Raw genomic sequence first — 18,264 nt, 5'->3', positions numbered from 1 at the left:
TCAGCGCTTCGTAGGTATCCATCAGTGCGACATCCCGCTGCTGGCCTTGCGCTTGTCGAAGCGACCGTCCTCGAGGAAGTAGAACTCGCCGAACCCCGGGTCGTAGTTGCGCAGCCCTTCACCCGGCAAGCTGGGCAACGCGGCATTGGCGGCCAGCGGCTGCACCAGGTGGGGGGTGACGATCATCAGCAGCTCGCGGTCGTCCTTGTCCAACTGCGAGGAACGGAATAGCGCGCCGATCACCGGGATGTTGCCCAGGAAGGGAAACTTGTCGACGTTGCTGATGGTGCTGCTGCTGATCAGGCCGCTGATCACGAAGCTCTCGCCGTCGGCCAGCATCACGCTGGTATCGGTGCGCCGCACGGTCAGCGCGGGCACGGCGATGTCGTTGGTGCGGATGCCGCTGGAGAAGTCCAGTTCGCTAACTTCCGGGGCAACCTTCAGGGCGATGCGCTTGTCATTCATCACCGTCGGGGTCAGGGTCAGGCGCACGCCGAACTCCTTGTACTCGATGGTGATGTTGTTGTTATCGCCGTTGGGCACGGGGATCGGGAACTCGCCGCCAGCCAGGAACGAGGCGCTCTGACCGCTGGTGGCGACCAGGCTCGGGCGCGCCAGGGTGTAGGCGAAGCCGCTGCCTTCCAGGGCGTTGATGAAGCCCAGCCACTTGCTGCTGCCACCGCCCCAGATGATGTTGAAGCCGCCGCTGGCGTTGCCGAAGGTGCCGTCGAGGTTGCCGACAGGATCGACCGACAGATTGCCCAGGCTGCCCGGCGCACCCAGTACGAAGGTGTTGGAGCCGCGCCGCACCAGCGAGGTGCTGGCCTGCTTGAGCTTGCTGCGGCTGACTTCGACGAAGCGGATGTCGGTCTGCACCTGGTTGGACAGGCTGGCGGCGCCAGCTCCAGCGACACCGGCCACATCGCCGACCGCGCGCGCTCCAACGCGCACCACGGTGCGCATGGGCTGGTCGCTGCAAGGGGTCCAGATCAGCAGGCTGGTCAGGCCCTCGGCCTTGCCGGTGACGAGGAAGTCGCGCTTGTCGAGCACCTGCACGTCGGCGATGTTCGGATCACCAATGGCCAGGCGCTTGATCGGCACCGGCAGTTGCTGGTCGCGCTGGGCGCCCTGCTCCACGTCGAGGTTCAGTTGCTGACCGGCGAACCCTGCGCAGGCGCTTGGTATGGCCTGTGCCGTAGAGTGAATGGCACAGGCCAGCAGTGCGATCAGGGGAAAGATGAAGCGCTTGGACATCGATGCACTCCTTGCTCAATGTGCTTCACGGGTAACGGTGGTGCCGCGGTAGACCACCACGCCGGCGTCCACCTGCGGCGCAGAGACCTGGCGCACGGCAGGAGCCTTGGCCGGCTGCGGTTTGCCGATCAGTTGTTCGAGCGTGATCGGCTGGCTGCCGGTGGCGCCGAGCGAAGCCTGGATATAGCGGCCCTGCTGCTCTTTCTCGTAGAGATTCTCGTCCTTGCTGCGCACGGCCAGGCGCAGGGAGCCGGCCTGGCTGGCAAGCATCAGGCGCGAGGCCGCTTCGGCGGGCACTGCCAGCACGGCAGTGCGCGGCGGCTTGGGAGTCTTGTCCTTGGGGTCGCCAGCGGTGCGCGCCTGGCCGTCAGTGGAAACGGCAATCTGCTCGCCATAGGTCAGCACCCGCACGCCGGGCAGCACCACCTGGGCGCTGAGGCTGCGCTCGGTACTCTGCTGGTCCTGGACAAAGAGCATGACGTCGACATAGTCGCCGGGCAGCACGAAGCCGCCGCCGCCGATGACTTCATCCACGGCAATGGCCATGGCACGCTCGTCCGGCCGGATGGTGCGGGCCAGTGGGCCGCCCGGCTCAGTCACGGCGGAAGTGAGGATGTTGCCCGCCGGAACGGCAACCCAGACGCGCTGGCCGATCAAGGCTTCGGGCTTGGGAAAGCTGCCGGCGGGTGCCGTGCGCAGCATCTCCACGCTGAGGTCGTCCTTGCTGATCACCGCCAGGGCCGGCAGGTCGCGTGCCGCCACCACGACGGCGGCACGCTGCAACTTGTCGGCCTCGGCCACCGCTGCCGGTGCCACGTCCTGCACCACCCCAGCGGCCGGCTTGCCGACCTTCAGCCCGAGATACCCCACCACACCGGCGCACACCAACAACAGCCCGGCGAATACCATCAGCACCTTGCTATTCATGACCACATCCTTGGGCGATCTCGGAAATGCGGACCGAAGGGTCCACGGCCTTTTCGTAAGAAGTTTCATCACCGACGGCGCCGGTGCTTGTCCTTCAGACCTTTATTGTTGTTTCGGCCAGACGAAGAAGTTCAATAAGAAGCATTCTTCATAATCAGTTTTTGTTTGTTCCAAAGCAGAATTTAGTAGCTGTGTTAATAGCGTCAACCACGCGCGTTAAATTTCCAACCCCCAGATAGTGCTACTTCGCCATGACTATAACTTTGGTATTAGCGCTATTTGTACAATTGCGTTTAGCCATACGACGCCTAGCCTGACGATGAAGTCGGGGCGCCGCCCCGGGGGTATTCAGAGGGAGCACCCGCGATGGACCTGAAGATAAAAGACCTGTCCCTGAAACTGTACTGCAAGGCCAAGGCATTCGTGGCCGACAAGGAAGGCGCCACCGCGATTGAATATGCGGTTATTGCCGGGTTGATCGCGGTGGTCATCATGGTGGGCGCAAAGGCCCTGGGAAAAGACCTGAGCGACCTGTTTACGAGCATCGGTAGCGCACTTCCCGCTGCATCTTCGGGGTCCACCCCCTAAATAAGCGGAAGAACAACTTCCGCCCATCGTTATATACCCAGATAATTTACACCCGACTGTCGCTCCATGCAGCCGGGTGTTTCTGCGTATTTATTCTTAAAGTAATCGGCCGACTGGCCGATAACTCCTGCTCAAACCCGTTTTACAGCAGGATGCTTTACCCATGCTTCGTTCGCTGTCCTTCTCCAGGAAGATCCTCCTGGCGGCCTCTCTGGTGGTCACCTTCGCCTTCGCCTGTTTCATCGTCTTCAACGACTTCCGCCAGCGCGAGGCGATCCACTCCGACACCGAGTCCTATCTCTCCGAAGTCGGCAGTCTGACCGCCAGCAACATCCAGAGTTGGCTGGAAGGCCGCATCCAGTTGGTGGAAGCGGAGGCCGCACAACTGGCCGATGGCGAGCCGACGCCAGAGCGCATCCAACACGTACTGGAGCAGGCGGTGTTCCAGAAGAACTTCGAGTCGGTGTACCTCGGCGAAGCCGCCAGCGGCGTGTTCACCATGCGCCCCTACTCGCCGATGCCCGATGGCTACGATCCGCGCACCCGTGGCTGGTACAAGGACGCCGTGGCCGCCGGCCGGCTGATCGTCACCGAGCCCTTCCTCGACGCCGGCACCAACGAGCAGATCCTCGCCATGTCGATGCCGGTCATGCGCAATGGCCAACTGGTCGGCGTGGCCGCCGGCGACATGAAGCTGGAAACCATCACCGCGATCATCAACTCGCTGAAATTCGACGGCGACGGCTACGCCTTCCTGGTCAGCGACGCCGGCAAGATTCTCCTGCACCCCGATAGCAGCCTGATCTTCAAGAGCCTCGGCGACGTCTACCAGCAAGGCGCGCCGAAGGTGCAGTCGGGCGTGCAGGAGGTCAGCATCAACGGTGAGGAGCAGCTGGTTTCCATGACCCCGGTGAAGGGCCTGCCGGGCGTGACCTGGTACGTCGCACTGGTGCTCAACAAAGACTCCGCCTACGCGATGCTCAGCGACTTCCGCAACACCGCGATCATTGCCACGGTGATCGCCATCGTTGCCATCCTCTTCCTGCTGGGCATGCTGATCCGCGTGCTGATGGCGCCGCTGACCGACATGGGCCGCGCCATGCAGGACATTGCCCAGGGCGAAGGCGACCTGACCAAGCGCCTGCAGGTCGCCAGCAACGACGAGTTCGGCGTGCTGGCCAATGCCTTCAACCGCTTCGTCGAGCGTATCCACGAATCCATTCGTGAAGTCGCCTCCACCGCACGCCAGTTGCACGATGTCTCGCAGTTGGTGGTGAACGCCTCCAACTCGTCCATGAGCAACTCCGACGAACAGGCCAATCGCACCAACAGCGTCGCCGCGGCGATCAACGAACTGGGCGCCGCCGCCCAGGAAATCGCCCGCAACGCCGCCGATGCCTCGCACCACGCCACCGATGCCTCGCACCAGGCCGGTGACGGTCGCCAGGTGGTGGAACAGAGCATCAGCTCGATGAACCTGCTGTCGGACAAGATCAGCTCGGCCTGCGCCAACATCGAGGCGCTGAACAGCCGCACGGTGAACATCGGGCAGATTCTGGAGGTCATCAAAGGCATCTCCGAGCAGACCAACCTGCTGGCGCTGAACGCTGCCATCGAGGCCGCCCGCGCCGGTGAAGCCGGTCGCGGCTTCGCCGTGGTGGCAGACGAAGTGCGCAACCTGGCGCACCGCGCCCAGGAGTCCGCGCAGGAAATCCAGAAGATGATCGAGGAGTTGCAGGTCGGTGCCCGCGAAGCCGTGGACACCATGACCGAGAGCCAGCGCTACAGCCTGGAAAGCGTGGAGATCGCCAACCGCGCCGGCGAGCGCCTGGCCAGCGTGACCCACCGCATCGGCGAGATCGACTCGATGAACCAGTCAGTCGCCACCGCCACCGAGGAGCAGACCGCCGTCGTCGACTCGCTGAACATGGACATCACCGAGATCAACACGCTGAACCAGGAAGGCGTGGAAAACCTCCAGGCCACCCTGCGCGCCTGCGCCGACCTGGAAAACCAGGCTGGCCGCCTGCGCCAGCTGGTGGACAGCTTCCGCATCTGATCGCGGTTGCATTGAAAAAGGCGCCTTCGGGCGCCTTTTTTTGTTCGCGCGCAAGCTCGCTCCTACGAAGAACTGCGGTTTCTGTAGAAGCGAGCTTGCGCGCGAACCGCCCCACGCAGAACCAACCAGTGCCCAGGGCGGATAACCCAGTGCGCATAATCCGGAACGGGTTATGCGCCAATACCACAACGGCGGATAACGCTGGCGCGTTCGATCTTACCGCCGCTTGCTGCCGCCCAGCAGCGCCCCCATCAGCCCGCGCACCAGTTGCCGGCCGATCTGGTTCGCCGCCTGGCGCACCACGGTCTTGCTGACCTGGCTGGCCAGGGAACCAAGCAGCTCGCCAGCGATGTCACCGAAGTCGGTGCCGGCGCTCTTCCCCTCGGTCGGCGCCATCTTGTCGTCGGCGCGACCAGTCAGTTTCTCGTAAGCGGACTCACGGTCGATCGGCTGGTCGTAGCGGCCGGCCAGCGGCGAGCGACGGATGACATCGGCACGCTCGGCATCGGTCAGCGGGCCGATGCGCGACTGCGGCGGCGCCACGGCCACGCGCTGGACCATCGCCGGCGTGCCCTTCTCCTCCAGCGTGCCGACCAACGCCTCGCCAATGCCCAGCTCGGTGAGCACCGTCAAGGTGTCGATAGCGGGGTTGGGGCGGAAGCCATCGGCCACCGCTCGCAGGGACTTCTGCTCCTTGGCGGTGAATGCGCGCAAGCCGTGCTGGATACGCAGGCCCAACTGCGCCAGCACGTCGTCCGGCAGGTCACCGGGCGACTGGGTGACGAAATACACACCGACGCCCTTGGAACGGATCAGCCGCACCACCTGCTCCAGGCGGTCCTGCAGGGCCTTGGGCGTGCCGTTGAACAGCAGATGCGCCTCGTCGAAGAACAGCGCGAGGATCGGTTTGTCCGCATCCCCGCGTTCGGGCAGTTGCTCGAACAGCTCGGCCAGCAGCCAGAGCAGGAAGGTGGCGTAGACCTTGGGCGCGTCATGCACCAGCTTGCTGGCATCCAGCAGGTGGATACGGCCCCGCCCGTCGGCCTCGGGGCGCAGCAGGTCTTCCAGTTGCAGCGCCGGCTCGCCGAAGAAGTCCTCGGCGCCCTGCTGCTCCAGCAGCGCCAGGCGCCGCAGCAGCGCCTGGGACGAGGCGGCGGTGAACAGGGCACGGTCCTCCCCGAGAACCTCCGGGTGCTCCTTGAAGTGGTTGAGCAGCGCCTTGAGGTCTTTCAGGTCGAGCAGCAGCAGACCTTCGCGGTCGGCCACCTTGAAGGCGGCAAACAGCGCGGCCTGCTGGCTTTCGGTGAGCTCCAGCAGGTTGGCCAGCAGCAGCGGGCCCATCTCCGACAGCGTGGTGCGCAGTGGGTGGCCAGTCTTGCCGGCAACGTCCCAGATGCTCACCGGGTAGGCCTGGGGCTTGTAGTTCAGCCAGGGCATGCTGGCAATTCGTTCAGCCACCTTGCCCTGCGGGTTGCCGGCGGCAGCGATGCCGCAGAGGTCGCCCTTGATGTCGGCGGCGAACACCGCGACGCCGGCGTCGCTGAAGGATTCGGCGAGACGTTGTAGCGTCACCGTCTTACCGGTGCCGGTGGCGCCGGCGATCAGGCCGTGGCGATTGGCAAGCCTCCAGGACTGGCCGACCGGCTGTCCGTCCGGGCCGGCACCGATGATGAGTTCGTTCGTGGCTGACATCCGTTGTTCCCCTTCAGTGGGTCTGTCGCGCCAGTGGGCCTGTCGCGTTGGCTGCTTGAGCAAGAGTGGCGTGTCCGGCTGCGCCGCGCAATCGGCTAACCCGGTACTTTGAAGACGTGCTTGAGGTAGTGCAGGAAGTTCTCGTCCTGACACTGGGTCTTGCCCGGTACGTCTGAGATCTTCGCCACCGGATGGCCGTTGCAGGCGGCCATCTTCAGCACGATGTTCATCGGCTGAACACCCGGCACATCGCAAGTGAAATGGGTGCCGATACCGAAGCTGACGTCGATGCGCTCGCGCAGCGAACGGTAAATCTCCAGCGCCCTCGGCAGGTTGAGCCCATCGGAAAACACCAGGGTCTTGGTCAGCGGGTCGATGCCCAGGCGCTCGTAATGCCGGATGGCCTTTTCCGCCCACTCCAGCGGGTCGCCCGAGTCATGACGCAAGCCATCGAAGAGCTTGGCGAAGTACAGGTCGAAATCAGCCAGGAAGGCGTCCATGGTGATGCAGTCGGTCAGCGCGATGCCCAACTGGCCACGGTATTCGCGGACCCAGGCGTCCAGGGCTGCGGCCTGGCTGTCGATCAGCCGTGGGCCGAGTTGCTGGTGCGCCATCAACCATTCGTGGGCCATGGTGCCCAGCGGTTTCACGCCCAGCTCGCGCGCCAGGTAAACGTTGCTGGTGCCGACGAAGTGGCCCGGAAAGCCATCGCGAAGGTCGCGCACCACCGCTTCCTGCACCGGGTAGGAGAAACGCCGGCGGGTGCCAAAGTCGGCCATCTTGAACCCGGCCAACTCTTCCGTGCTGGCCTCCTTGCGCAGCCAGTCGAACTTCTCCTGCAGGCGCTCGCGGACCAGCGTCAGCGTCATGCCCGGATGACGGAACCGGTTGCGCACTTCGCTGATGGTCGCCAGCAGCGGCACCTCGAACAGAATCACATGCAGCCAGGGGCCTTTCAGGCGCAGGAAGAATTCTTCGTTCTCCACGCCCAGTTGCACATAACTGGGGTTGAAGCGGAACAGGCCGAGAAAGCGGATGAAATCGGGTTTGAAGAAGGGAATACGCTCGAGGAAGGCCAGGTCCTGCGGCGAAAAACAGAGCTCAGCCAGGCACTCGATCTGCTCGCGCAGCGGGTCCAGGTATGCGCGCAGGTCCTCTTCGTTACGGCAGCGAAACTCCCATTCCACCTCGGCGTTGGGGTAGTTGTGCAGTACTGCCTGCATCATGCTCAGCTTGTAGAAATCGGTATCCAGCAGGTTCTGCACGATCCGCCGGGAAAATGCGCTGTCGCTCATGCTCGTCTCATTGCAGGCTTCGAACCGGCAGTCTAAACCCGTCGCCCACAAAAAACCCCGCCGAGGCGGGGTTTTGAGTTCGAATCAGAAATCAGCGGGCCTTGCTCTGTGACATCCCGAACAGGAAAAGCAACAGGTCGTCATCCGGGCGGATGTTCTGTTGCTTGGCGCGCAGGTTGGGCGGCATCGGGCAGCTGTCCAAGCCACCTTTTCCGGAAATGACCGAAGGACCCGGCTCATGCCAGGCCGCCGCCGCCAGGGTTGCCACCCCGAGCGCACCGACGAGGAGCAAACCTCGCGTAATTTCTAACTTCATGTCTGCAACCCTTTGATGGCGCTGCCAAACGCCGCTTGGTAACCATAGACAAAGGCCTGCCATTGCGCCTCTGTCCACGACGAGCGGCGTTTTACCTGGCGAAGATCGTGACGGGCGGCGCGCTGCGCGCTGAAGCGCTGGCGGGCTTTTTCCATGTCAATCAGAGCCACTTCGATCTTGTCGCCGTCCACCCGCACGAATACGTGCTTGAGGTAAAGGCAGCCATGCTGCCAACGACCGGCGTTGAGCTTGGCAAGGGTACTACCGTAATGTTGCAGAATTCTTTGGTGCAGAGCATCGCCCCAACGCTCCTGGTCGCCACGGGCGTAGCAATCTTCCAGGCTGCTGAAACCATCCAGGGACTCGGTGACCAACAGGGCCTGCCACTCGCCATCCACCTTGCGGCAGCCGGAATAGATCAGGGTCGGAACCTTTACGCCAAGCGCTTCGGCGGCCTTGAGCGCATTGCGCTCGCGGATGGCGGTCGGATAGCCGAAGGGGTGTAGCAGGTCGCGGTAGATGTGGCCGACCTGCTGCTTGCGGTAGAGCATCCGGCCGTCAGAGGTCAGGACTCGCTGCACACCGCTTTCGCCGCCGCGCCGACGGTTAGGCTCCTCGACCCACTTGCCGGGTACCTGGAGCCAACGGTCGATGGCGTTCTCACCGGAAATTTGCTGCAGCGATGCCAGATCAACGGCCATCCATCACTCCTTACGCAGAATGTAGACCCGCCACATATGTACGAGCGGGACGAAATCAATGTGATCCTGGACCTTGAAACCAGCCTGGCGGAACTCCGCCTCGACGGTCTTGGCGGGAATCACGAAGCGGTTCTGGTAGCTGTGCTTCTTGCGAGCCGACTCGGCGCGCGCACGCTTCCAGGACTTGAAGTTGCCATCCACCCACAGCGACAGGATCACCGAATCGCGGGTCACGCGGTGAAATTCGCGCAACATCGTCAAACGATCATCAGATTCGCCGATGTGGTGCATCAGGCGCATCGAGAAGATGCTGTCGACGGCGTTGTCCGGCAGATCGATGGCAAACGCCGAAGTCTGCAAAGGTCGGACGCGTTTTACAACCTCATTCGGTTGACCGGCGCAAGCCACGGCAATCATATCGGCGGAATTGTCCGCCCCGATGATCACCCGGTTCTCTTTCTCGGCCAACATCGGCCAGAAGCGCCCGGCGCCGCACGGCAGGTCGAGTACCAGATTGGGCTGGCCGGCAAGCTTGAGTGCCTGCCGGCCAATCTGGACATCTCGCCAGTGGGAAAGTTTTCGAGATAGTCCGGCCTGATGCTTACGCAGGTAACGCTCTGCGTGCTGGCGGTCGTACTTTTGGGAGAACTCCAGGTCGACGGATTTTTCACTCATCGGATTAATACCTTTCCCGAATTCAGGGCGAACGATACGAACCAGCCTGTCACAGCCGGGTCATGCACTTGTGAATATTTCGTCAAACGACGGCTAGGCGAACTTCGAAGCGACAGCCATGCGGGTCCACCGGGCGCAAGGTGACATCCCAACCCTCCGAGGCACAAATCCGCTTGACCAGTGAGAGCCCCAGCCCAAGCCCCTCACCACGCGGGTTCTGGCCGCGAACGAACGGTTGGAAGACGAGTTCGCGCTGCTCTTCGGGGATTCCGGCGCCGGTGTCTTCGACCCAGAATCCGTTCAGCCCAAGTTGTAAGCGGATGCTGCCGCTTTCGGTGTAATGCATGGCATTGCGCAATAAATTGCTCATTACTGAGCGTAGGAAAGAGGCGTTGAACTGTCCGAGCATTTCCTGGCTTGCGTCGTACTCCAGCGTAAGACCTTTCGCCTCAATGGGGCCTCGCCACTGTTCGACCAGTTCATCTCCGATCTGCCGCACTCCGGCCCGTGTGACGATGGACAGGTCCTTGCGCTGGGCGCGAGCCAGCATGAGGAAGGTTTGCACCAGATCGCGCATTTCCTCACAGGCGCTGCTCATGCGTGCCAGTTGGGCGCGCGCTCTCGGGCTGAGCCCCGGCTCTTCCGCCAACAGCTCGCAACTGGTGGCGATCACCATCAGCGGTGTACGCAGTTCGTGGCTGACATCGCTGGTGAAGAGTTTTTCCCGGGTCAGTACATCGTGCAGCCGTCCCATGGCGTAATCGAACGCTGCTGCCAGCTCGCCGACCTCGTCGTTGGCGTAGTCAGGCGACATGGGCGGCGCCAGCTCCAGCAACTGATCACGGTGACGCACCTGGCGCGCCAGGCGCGAAACCGGCTCCATGACCTTGCGCGACAGCAGCCAACCCAGCAGTCCGGAGAGCGTCAGGCTGAGTACATAGCCGGTGACCACGGCGGCGTAGAGGATCTGCTCGCGCGCCTCGAAGTCGCTCTGGTCCTGCAGCAGGACGAAACGACGGCCGTCGATATCGCGCGTCAGGGCGTGGAACGACAGCTCGCCATCGAAGACCTCGTGGAACCCGGCGTCCAGCCGGCGCAGCGCCGGCGGCATGGCGTAGACGCCTACGCCATCGCTGATGAAGAAGCGCATGCCCGGGTCGAGCTTGGGAGCCTGGCCGTTGCCCAGGTCTTCATTGATGATGCGATCCAGCTCACCGCCCAGGTCGCGGGAGATCAGTCGCTCCTCGACGATATGGACAACGCCGACGATTCCCACCGAGAACAGGCCGCCGACGGCGGCGGTCATGAGTACGAAGGCAAAGACAATCCGTCGGGAAAGGCTCTGCTTATACTCCATGCGTTTCCACCGCCAGCTTGTAGCCGACGCCATGCACGGTGTGAAGCAGGGAGGATGCGAAAGGTTTGTCGATCACCTGGCGCAGCTGGTGTACGTGGCTGCGCAGGCTGTCGCTATCAGGGCAGTCATCGCCCCACACAGCTTCTTCGAGCACGTCACGGCGCACCACGTGCGGGCTCTTCTGCATCAGCACCGCCAGCAGCTTGAGGCCGATGGGGTTGAGCTTGAGGGGCTTGCCGGCGCGGTTCACTTCCAGGGTATCGAGGTTGTAGCTCAAGTCGGCGACCTGCAGCTCGCGACGACCGCCGCCCTGGCTGCGACGCAGCACCGCTTCGATGCGTGCGGCCAGCTCGGACAGGGCGAAAGGCTTGAGCAGATAGTCGTCGGCGCCGGAACGGAAGCCCTGCAGGCGATCATCCAGTTGGTCACGGGCGGTGAGCATGATCACCGGAGTGTCGCGGCGCGCGTCCTCGCGCAGGCGGCGGCACAGGGTGAACCCGTCCAGACCCGGCAGCATCACGTCCAGCACGATCAGGTCGTAATGGGACGTCGCCGCCAGGTGCAATCCGGACAGGCCGTCCTGGGCGCAATCCACCGTGTAGCCCTTGAGGCCCAGGTAGTCGGCCATATTGGCCAGGATGTCCCGATTGTCTTCAACCAACAAAATGCGCATATGTTCTCCTCGAACGCAATGCACGTTAGCCTAACCAGCTTAAATAGAACTTAAACGCCTTTGACGAAATTTTCACATCTTGCTCGCCAAATCCCTGTCCGGCGAGCGGACGCGCCTTCCTGTGCTGAGTGCAGGGAACTCAGTCGTCCTCGCCCGTGACACCGAATTCGATCGGGGTCTTTACATAGAACAGCTTCACACCTGCCGTGCGGATGACCGCAAAGATCCGTTCCGACTCCTCCTCGCTCACCGCCATGGTGACTTCCTGCGGCTGGTCCGCCAGCTCGAAGAAGTGCGCGTAGTGGATACGCCCGGTCTTGCCAAACCCTTCACTCGCCGTCATCAGCGTCGCACCGCGAACACCTTGGCGCCGAGCCTCTTCCAGTAGCCACTGAGCCAGCGGCAGGCCGGCATGCTTGCGGTCCTGCTGGGTGAAGAACTTCAATTGGTAGCCGTTCATCTCTTCCTCCCGAGGCCTAACGGCCCATCAGCGCGTGCACCGACCAGAGTCCAGCCAGGGTCATCAACAGAGAACCGGCGAGGTGCGTGGCGACCGTACCCATCGCCCAGGTCAGTCGGCCCTGCTGCAGAAGGACGACGACTTCCGCCGAGAAGGTCGAGAAGGTGGTCAGACCGCCACAGAAACCGGTGATGATCAGTAACCGCCATTCTGGCGCCAAGCCGGGTGTGTTGGCGAAGAAGGCGATGGCCGCGCCGATGATGTAGCCGCCGACCAGGTTGGCGACCACCGTGCCGGGCGGCATGGAAGGCAGGAGGGTATTGAGCTTGAGCCCGAGGACCCAGCGCAGTAGTGCGCCAAGAGCGGCTCCGAGGGAGACGGCGAGAATGGATTTCCACATGGTCCTGTCCTGTAGAAGGTGTTTGGACAGGCTGCAGGCGAGCGCCTACGCGCCTTTCCAGGTCTATGCGTAGGCATCATCAGCCACAAGGGCGGTTGAAGGAGGAATGCCATCTCCTGCGGCGCAGTCTGGCATATCCGCCGCCCATGAAAAAGCCCCGCCTAGGCGGGGCTTTTTCTTACAGCAGGTGCCGGGTGGCTTACATCATGCCGCCCATGCCACCCATGCCGCCCATGTCCGGCATGGCCGGACCGGCCTTGTCGTCAGCCACTTCGGCAACCATGGCCTCGGTGGTGACCATCAGGCCGCCGATGGAAGCGGCAGCTTGCAGGGCCGAACGGGTGACTTTGGCCGGATCGAGAATACCCATCTCGATCATGTCGCCGTACTCGCCGGTAGCAGCGTTGTAGCCGAAGTTGCCCGAACCTTGCTTGACCTTGTCGACCACGACGCTCGGCTCGTCACCGGAGTTGGCAACGATCTGGCGCAGCGGCGCTTCGACTGCGCGACGCAGCAGAGCGATACCGACGTTCTGGTCTTCGTTGTCGCCTTTCAGGCCTTCGATGGCCAGCAGGGCGCGCACCAGGGCAACACCACCGCCAGGCACCACGCCTTCTTCCACTGCAGCGCGGGTTGCGTGCAGGGCGTCTTCAACGCGGGCTTTCTTCTCTTTCATCTCGACTTCGGTGGCTGCGCCAACCTTGATTACGGCAACACCGCCGGCCAGCTTGGCCAGACGCTCTTGCAGCTTCTCACGGTCGTAATCCGAGGAAGTCTCTTCGACTTGCTTGCGGATCTGCAGGACGCGAGCTTCGATGTCAGCCTGAGCGCCAGCACCATCGATGATGGTGGTGTTTTCTTTGCTCAGAACGACGCGCTTGGCGTTGCCCAGGTGCTCCAGGGTGGCGCCTTCCAGGCTCAGACCGACTTCTTCGGAGATGACGGTACCGCCGGTCAGGATGGCGATGTCCTGCAGCATGGCCTTGCGGCGGTCGCCGAAGCCCGGAGCCTTGACGGCCGCGACCTTGACGATGCCACGCATGTTGTTGACGACCAGGGTAGCCAGGGCTTCGCCTTCGACGTCTTCAGCCACGATCAGCAGCGGGCGGCCGGCCTTGGCGACAGCTTCCAGCACCGGCAGCATTTCGCGGATGTTGGAGATCTTCTTGTCGACCAGCAGCAGCAGCGGGCCGTCAAGCTCGGCAACCATGGTGTCCGGCTTGTTGATGAAGTAGGGGGACAGGTAGCCACGGTCGAACTGCATGCCTTCTACGACGGACAGTTCGTTTTCCAGGCCCGAGCCTTCTTCAACGGTGATCACGCCTTCTTTACCGACTTTTTCCATGGCTTCGGCAATGATGTTGCCGATGGAGTCGTCGGAGTTGGCGGAGATGGTGCCTACCTGGGCGATGGCCTTGGTGTCGGCGCAGGGCTTGGCCTGCTCCTTGAGCTGGGCAACGATGGCGATGGTCGCCTTGTCGATGCCGCGCTTGAGGTCCATCGGGTTCATGCCGGCAGCGACGGCTTTCAGGCCTTCGTTGACGATGGCCTGAGCCAGAACGGTAGCGGTGGTGGTGCCGTCACCGGCAGCGTCGTTGGCCTTGGAGGCAACGTCTTTCACCAGCTGGGCGCCCATGTTCTCGAACTTGTCTTTGAGTTCGATTTCCTTGGCAACGGAAACGCCGTCCTTGGTGATGGTCGGAGCGCCGAAGCTCTTGTCCAGGATGACGTTACGACCTTTCGGGCCGAGGGTTGCTTTGACAGCGTCGGCCAGCACGTTAACGCCGGTCAGCATTTTCTTGCGTGCGGAATCGCCGAACTTAACTTCTTTGGCAGCCATGTTCTGTTTCCTCTAAATCGAATTCGGTGGGGAGTGGACGGACTGGAATCAGTCTTCCAGGACGGCGAGGATCTCGGACTCGCCCATCACCAGCAGTTCTTCGCCGTCAACCTTGATGGCGTTGCTGCCCGAGTACGGGCCGAAGACCACCTTGTCGCCGACCTTCACGGCCAGAGCGCGAACTTCGCCGTTGTCCAGGACACGGCCGGCACCAACAGCAACCACTTCACCGCGGTTCGGCTTCTCGGCGGCGGAACCCGGCAGCACGATGCCGCCTGCGGTCTTGGTCTCTTCCTCGCTGCGACGGATGACGACGCGGTCATGCAGAGGACGAAGCTTCATAGTCGTAACTCTCCCAAACTGTGGTTTCCAGCGGCCGGATCGATGTCCGGCAGGTTTTATTGAATCCGGCGGGGCCGGTTTGCGTCCCGACGGGCGAGACGCGTAAAGAGCAGCCTGTCCGTGTGACAGGGACCTTGCGGTGACCGGTACATAAGGTCGCTGCGAGGCATTTCAAGTGTGTGACTAAAAAAATTTGCTAACGAAAGGAGCTTGGCCGACCGAAACCGCCCGAAGCTCAACGCAGATGGTCACGCTTTTCTTCGCGGCGCTGGTACTCGCCTTCGATCACGCGGGGGCCGCCAGGTTGCTGGGCGGCCGGATCGTCGGCGAAGGCGCGGCGACGCTCGGCCTGCTCCTGCATGCGCTGGCGCACACGGCCGAGCATCAGGCGGCGAGTGAAGGGGATCAGGCAAAGCAGGCCGAAAGCATCGCTGATGAAGCCCGGCAGCATCAGCAGGCCGCCACCGAGGGCGATCACCAGGCCTTCGAGCATTTCCTGTTCGGGAAGCTCGCCACGGTTCAGCCGCTCACGGGCACGCAGCGCAGTAGCGACGCCGGCCACGCGCAATACCGCGGCACCGATGAAGGCGCCAGCGATGATCAGCAGGAGGGTCCAGCCCACGCCGATCACGCTGCCGACCTTGATCATCACGGCCAGCTCGATCAGCGGGAACAGCAGAATCAGAAACAGGGGAACTCGCATCGATGAATCCTTGGCGGGGTCATTGCCCGGGTAGAAAGCTAGGTGGCGACGCCCCGCTCCGATTTCAAGGGAATGCCAAGGGATCACTCAGATCTGGATCACTTCGTTGCCCGGCCAGACGTCCGCCTTGGCCAATTGCACCAGCGCCTGGCGCACCGCGCCAGCGTTGCCGCAGGGCGCGGGGAACGGCAGCCAGTGCAGCCCCTGACCGATGCGCAGGTGGAAACCTTCTGTATCAATCCCTACCAACTGCGGGTCTTTGCCGGCGGGCAGCCCGGCCAGTTCGACATAGTGCGCGATAGCGTTGGCGTGGTCGCTGTTCATGTGCTCGACCATGCTCTTTTCCGCCTCGCCGACGAAGGGGTTGGCAAGCGGTACGCTGTTGGCGCCCAGCCAGTGGATATCGCCGAAGCCGCCGATGAAGCGCCACTGCACCGGCTCCAGGACCCAGAAATCAAAGTCGTGGACGATGTGGTAGTCCTGCGAGCCGGGGAAATAACGGTAGTAACGCTCGGCGGCGCCAGCGATGGCGTCGACATCCTCGATCATCAGCGCCTCGGCCAGCAGGGTCAGGCGGCCGGCGGCCTGGATGTCGTCGACGCCGCGCTCGCCGATGAGCAGCGAGCATTTGCCGTCCATCTGCAGGTTGTGGGTGTGCTGGGCGATGCGACTGATCAGGATCAGCGGCCGGCCCGCCTCGTCCAGGCAGTACGGCACCACGGAGCCGAAGGGGAACCCGGGCCACTTTTTCGAGTGGGTCGAGAGAACGCCGCGGTATTCCTTGAGCAGCAGTTCTCGGGCATGCTTGGCAGCTTTCACGCTCAACTTATGACTCCTCGCAAAGAATCCGTCGCAAACGGACGGGCAGGACTGACTCTGTGCACAGCTGCCGGCGGGGCCTTTCACCAGAAACTGTTCGTGGGGTTGTTCCGATGCAATTGAAAGACAAGGTCATCATCATCACCGGTGGCTGCCAGGGCCTGGGCCGCGCCATGGGCGAGTATCTCTCCGGCAAGGGCGCGCGCGTCGCGCTGGTTGACCTCAATGCCGAAAAACTGGACGAAGCCGTGGCAGCCTGCAAGGCCGCCGGCGGTGACGCCCGCGCCTACCTGTGCAACGTCGCCAACGAGGAACAGGTTACCCATATGGTGGCCCAGGTCGCCAGCGACTTCGGCGCCATCAACGGCCTGGTCAACAACGCCGGCATCCTGCGCGATGGCCTGACCATCAAGGTCAAGGACGGCGAACTGAGCAAGATGAGCCTGGCCCAGTGGCAGGCGGTGATCGACGTCAACCTGACCGGCGTGTTCCTCTGCACCCGCGAAGTGGCGGCGAAGATGATCGAGCTGAAGAACGAAGGTGCGATCGTCAACATTTCCTCCATCTCCCGCGCCGGCAACATGGGCCAGGCCAACTACTCCGCGGCCAAGGCCGGCGTCGCCGCCGACACCGTGGTATGGGCGAAGGAACTGGCGCGCTACGGCATCCGCGTGGCGGGCGTGGCTCCCGGCTTCATCGAGACCGACATGGTCGCCAGCATGAAGCCCGAAGCACTGGAGAAGATGACCTCCGGCATTCCGCTCAAGCGTCTGGGCAAACCGCTGGAAATCGCTCACTCGGTGGCCTACATCCTCGAAAACGACTACTACACCGGCCGCGTGCTGGAGCTGGACGGCGGCCTGCGTCTGTAATCCGCCCGCCCATGAAAAAGCCCCGCCAGGTGCGGGGCTTTTTCATGCTCGGAATTCATCTGTAGGAGCGAGGGGAACACCATCGTTATTGCTCGCGAATCATCCAAGCCACAGTGCCAGGCGCTTCGCGAGCAAGCTCGCTCCGACATAAAGCGGTGTTACCAGCCTACGCCCAGGCCGAGGGTGTAACGCCGCTCGTTGACATCGCCATCGTTGCCACTGAGCTTGTCCCACTCGGCCTTCAGACTCAGGGACGCCCAGGACGTCAGTTTGTAGCGGATGCCCGCCTCGCTCTCCAGTTCGTAGTCCACGTTGGACTCCAGCGGCTTGCTCACCTCACCGTTGGTGAACAGCTCGAACTGCTTGGCCAGCAGGTAGCGGTTGTAGTCCCACTTCACGCTGGAGCTGTAGAAGTGCGACTTCTCGTCATCGACGAATTCGTAGTCGTTGCGGTTGACCAGCGTGGCCAGGGAGAACGCGCCCAGCTCGTTATCCCAGAACTGGTAGCCCGGCCCCGTACCGACGGTACGCTTCTTCTGCAGGTCTTCGATCCAGTCACGCTTGTACTGCGCCTGGCCCTGCCAGAACCAGTGCTCGTCGAGGAAGCGGTCCAGCGCGTACTGCGCGGAGTAGTTGTTGGTGCTGACCGAATCGTCCTTCTTCTCGCGGTTGTACTCGCCCTGCAGGTTGTGGCGCCAGCGGCCGTGGCGGGCGTTGGTCTTGAAGTCGATGTCGTAATCCTCGACATCGTTCTCGGCCTGCTTGTGATCCAGGGAGAAGTCGACGTTACCGGTCCACACCCAGTCTTCGAGGATCGGCTTGGGCGGCATCATCTGCTCGATCTTCGCCAGGTCCACCGTGCGCGCCTCGCCGTTGACCAGCGTGACCTTGCCCTGGTCGGACGCTTTCAGGCCCTTGGAGTGCTCGCCGGATTCCTCGTCGTACTTCACCAGGAGGTTCTGGTCGCTCTCCAGCGTCTTGATCTTGTCCCACTTCAGGGCGATTTCGCCGCCATAGTCGGTCGCCAGCAGCAGCTTGCCGCCGTCGTACAACTTGATGGTGCCGGTGAGGCGGTCACCATTCTTCAACCAGATGGTGTCTGCGAGTGTTGTGAATGAAACGGACGCAAGGGCAACGGACAATAGAGTTCTGGAAAGCATGAGTAGGAATCGTCTGGATCTGATTAGGCAAAAAGCCGGGCATTATCCAGATACCCGACACCAGAGCAACGACTGACAGACCCATCCCGGCGGAGTTCACCACTTCTGACAGATGGAGGAAAATCCATCTG

General features: G+C 62.6%; 19 protein-coding genes and 1 riboswitch. Of the genes, 3 read left to right on the top strand and 16 right to left on the bottom strand.

All coding sequences use genetic code 11. The features are described 5' to 3' along the window. Window positions 1–21: 21 nt before the first annotated feature. Together CTR55_RS06555 and cpaB are read right to left on the bottom strand one after the other, a co-directional pair. Window positions 22–1,254: a type II and III secretion system protein family protein gene (locus CTR55_RS06555; protein ID WP_296285114.1), complete on the bottom strand. Its 1,233-nt coding sequence runs from the start codon at window positions 1,252–1,254 to the stop codon at window positions 22–24. 15 nt (window positions 1,255–1,269) lie between these two features. After that, window positions 1,270–2,181: a Flp pilus assembly protein CpaB gene (cpaB, locus tag CTR55_RS06550; RefSeq protein WP_296285113.1), complete on the bottom strand. Its 912-nt coding sequence runs from the start codon at window positions 2,179–2,181 to the stop codon at window positions 1,270–1,272. 378 nt (window positions 2,182–2,559) lie between these two features. On the opposite strand from cpaB, the gene CTR55_RS06545 reads away from it, so the two are divergent. Next, window positions 2,560–2,769 (top strand): Flp family type IVb pilin, encoded by a 210-nt coding sequence (locus tag CTR55_RS06545; RefSeq protein ID WP_296286478.1) that lies wholly within the window; start codon window positions 2,560–2,562, stop codon window positions 2,767–2,769. A 163-nt stretch (window positions 2,770–2,932) separates the two neighbouring features. Beyond that, a complete protein-coding gene (locus tag CTR55_RS06540; RefSeq protein WP_296285112.1) occupies window positions 2,933–4,828 on the top strand; it encodes a methyl-accepting chemotaxis protein in 1,896 nt (631 codons plus the stop codon). 216 nt (window positions 4,829–5,044) lie between these two features. On the opposite strand, the gene CTR55_RS06535 is transcribed toward CTR55_RS06540, so the two are convergent. The 13 genes from CTR55_RS06535 to CTR55_RS06475 all read right to left on the bottom strand — a co-directional run bounded on the left by CTR55_RS06535 (window position 5,045) and on the right by CTR55_RS06475 (window position 16,107). After that, window positions 5,045–6,520 (bottom strand): helicase HerA-like domain-containing protein, encoded by a 1,476-nt coding sequence (locus CTR55_RS06535; RefSeq protein ID WP_296285111.1) that lies wholly within the window; start codon window positions 6,518–6,520, stop codon window positions 5,045–5,047. A 95-nt stretch (window positions 6,521–6,615) separates the two neighbouring features. Next, window positions 6,616–7,815: a nicotinate phosphoribosyltransferase gene (pncB, locus tag CTR55_RS06530; protein ID WP_296285110.1), complete on the bottom strand. Its 1,200-nt coding sequence runs from the start codon at window positions 7,813–7,815 to the stop codon at window positions 6,616–6,618. A 91-nt stretch (window positions 7,816–7,906) separates the two neighbouring features. Continuing rightward, window positions 7,907–8,131, bottom strand: a complete 225-nt coding sequence (locus tag CTR55_RS06525) for a hypothetical protein (protein WP_296285109.1) — start codon at window positions 8,129–8,131, stop codon at window positions 7,907–7,909. Further along, window positions 8,128–8,832: a lipopolysaccharide kinase InaA family protein gene (locus CTR55_RS06520; protein WP_296285108.1), complete on the bottom strand. Its 705-nt coding sequence runs from the start codon at window positions 8,830–8,832 to the stop codon at window positions 8,128–8,130. The genes CTR55_RS06525 and CTR55_RS06520 overlap by 4 nt, the downstream gene beginning before the upstream one ends. A gap of 3 nt (window positions 8,833–8,835) precedes the next feature. Next, window positions 8,836–9,507, bottom strand: coding sequence for a class I SAM-dependent methyltransferase (locus CTR55_RS06515; RefSeq protein ID WP_296285107.1), 672 nt, complete (start codon window positions 9,505–9,507; stop codon window positions 8,836–8,838). Window positions 9,508–9,589: 82 nt separating this feature from the next. Then, a complete protein-coding gene (locus CTR55_RS06510) occupies window positions 9,590–10,864 on the bottom strand; it encodes a HAMP domain-containing sensor histidine kinase (RefSeq protein WP_296285106.1) in 1,275 nt (424 codons plus the stop codon). Then, entirely contained in the window at window positions 10,854–11,537 is a 684-nt protein-coding gene (locus CTR55_RS06505; protein ID WP_296285105.1) for a response regulator transcription factor, read from the bottom strand. The genes CTR55_RS06510 and CTR55_RS06505 overlap by 11 nt, the downstream gene beginning before the upstream one ends. Window positions 11,538–11,676: 139 nt before the next feature. Next, window positions 11,677–11,997 carry a DUF190 domain-containing protein gene (locus CTR55_RS06500; RefSeq protein ID WP_296285104.1) on the bottom strand — a complete coding sequence of 107 codons (321 nt, stop codon included), beginning with the start codon at window positions 11,995–11,997 and terminating at the stop codon, window positions 11,677–11,679. Between the two features lie 16 nt (window positions 11,998–12,013). Next, window positions 12,014–12,397, bottom strand: coding sequence for a fluoride efflux transporter CrcB (crcB, locus tag CTR55_RS06495; RefSeq protein ID WP_296285103.1), 384 nt, complete (start codon window positions 12,395–12,397; stop codon window positions 12,014–12,016). A 63-nt stretch (window positions 12,398–12,460) separates the two neighbouring features. Continuing rightward, window positions 12,461–12,523: riboswitch (Fluoride riboswitch) on the bottom strand. Between the two features lie 73 nt (window positions 12,524–12,596). Then, complete coding sequence (gene groL, locus CTR55_RS06490) at window positions 12,597–14,237, bottom strand: chaperonin GroEL (protein WP_296285102.1); 1,641 nt, start codon at window positions 14,235–14,237, stop codon at window positions 12,597–12,599. A gap of 48 nt (window positions 14,238–14,285) precedes the next feature. Beyond that, the gene (locus CTR55_RS06485; protein WP_009617968.1) at window positions 14,286–14,579 is read right to left on the bottom strand and encodes a co-chaperone GroES; all 294 of its coding nucleotides are present in this window, start codon (window positions 14,577–14,579) and stop codon (window positions 14,286–14,288) included. A 235-nt stretch (window positions 14,580–14,814) separates the two neighbouring features. Then, window positions 14,815–15,282, bottom strand: coding sequence for an FxsA family protein (locus CTR55_RS06480; RefSeq protein WP_296285101.1), 468 nt, complete (start codon window positions 15,280–15,282; stop codon window positions 14,815–14,817). Window positions 15,283–15,369: 87 nt separating this feature from the next. Beyond that, on the bottom strand, window positions 15,370–16,107 hold the full coding sequence (locus CTR55_RS06475; RefSeq protein WP_296285100.1) for a HugZ family protein: 738 nt from the start codon (window positions 16,105–16,107) through the stop codon (window positions 15,370–15,372). A 107-nt stretch (window positions 16,108–16,214) separates the two neighbouring features. On the opposite strand from CTR55_RS06475, the gene CTR55_RS06470 reads away from it, so the two are divergent. Then, the gene (locus CTR55_RS06470; RefSeq protein WP_024764082.1) at window positions 16,215–16,973 is read left to right on the top strand and encodes an SDR family oxidoreductase; all 759 of its coding nucleotides are present in this window, start codon (window positions 16,215–16,217) and stop codon (window positions 16,971–16,973) included. 158 nt (window positions 16,974–17,131) lie between these two features. On the opposite strand, the gene CTR55_RS06465 is transcribed toward CTR55_RS06470, so the two are convergent. After that, on the bottom strand, window positions 17,132–18,133 hold the full coding sequence (locus CTR55_RS06465) for a DUF481 domain-containing protein (protein ID WP_296285099.1): 1,002 nt from the start codon (window positions 18,131–18,133) through the stop codon (window positions 17,132–17,134). Window positions 18,134–18,264: the final 131 nt, after the last annotated feature.

Origin of the sequence: Pseudomonas sp. (genome assembly GCF_002796985.1) — a bacterium.
In the GTDB taxonomy this organism is placed as follows: Bacteria; Pseudomonadota; Gammaproteobacteria; order Pseudomonadales; family Pseudomonadaceae; genus Pseudomonas.
Note: the sequence above shows the minus strand (reverse complement) of the source record. Positions and strands in the feature narration are given on the sequence as shown.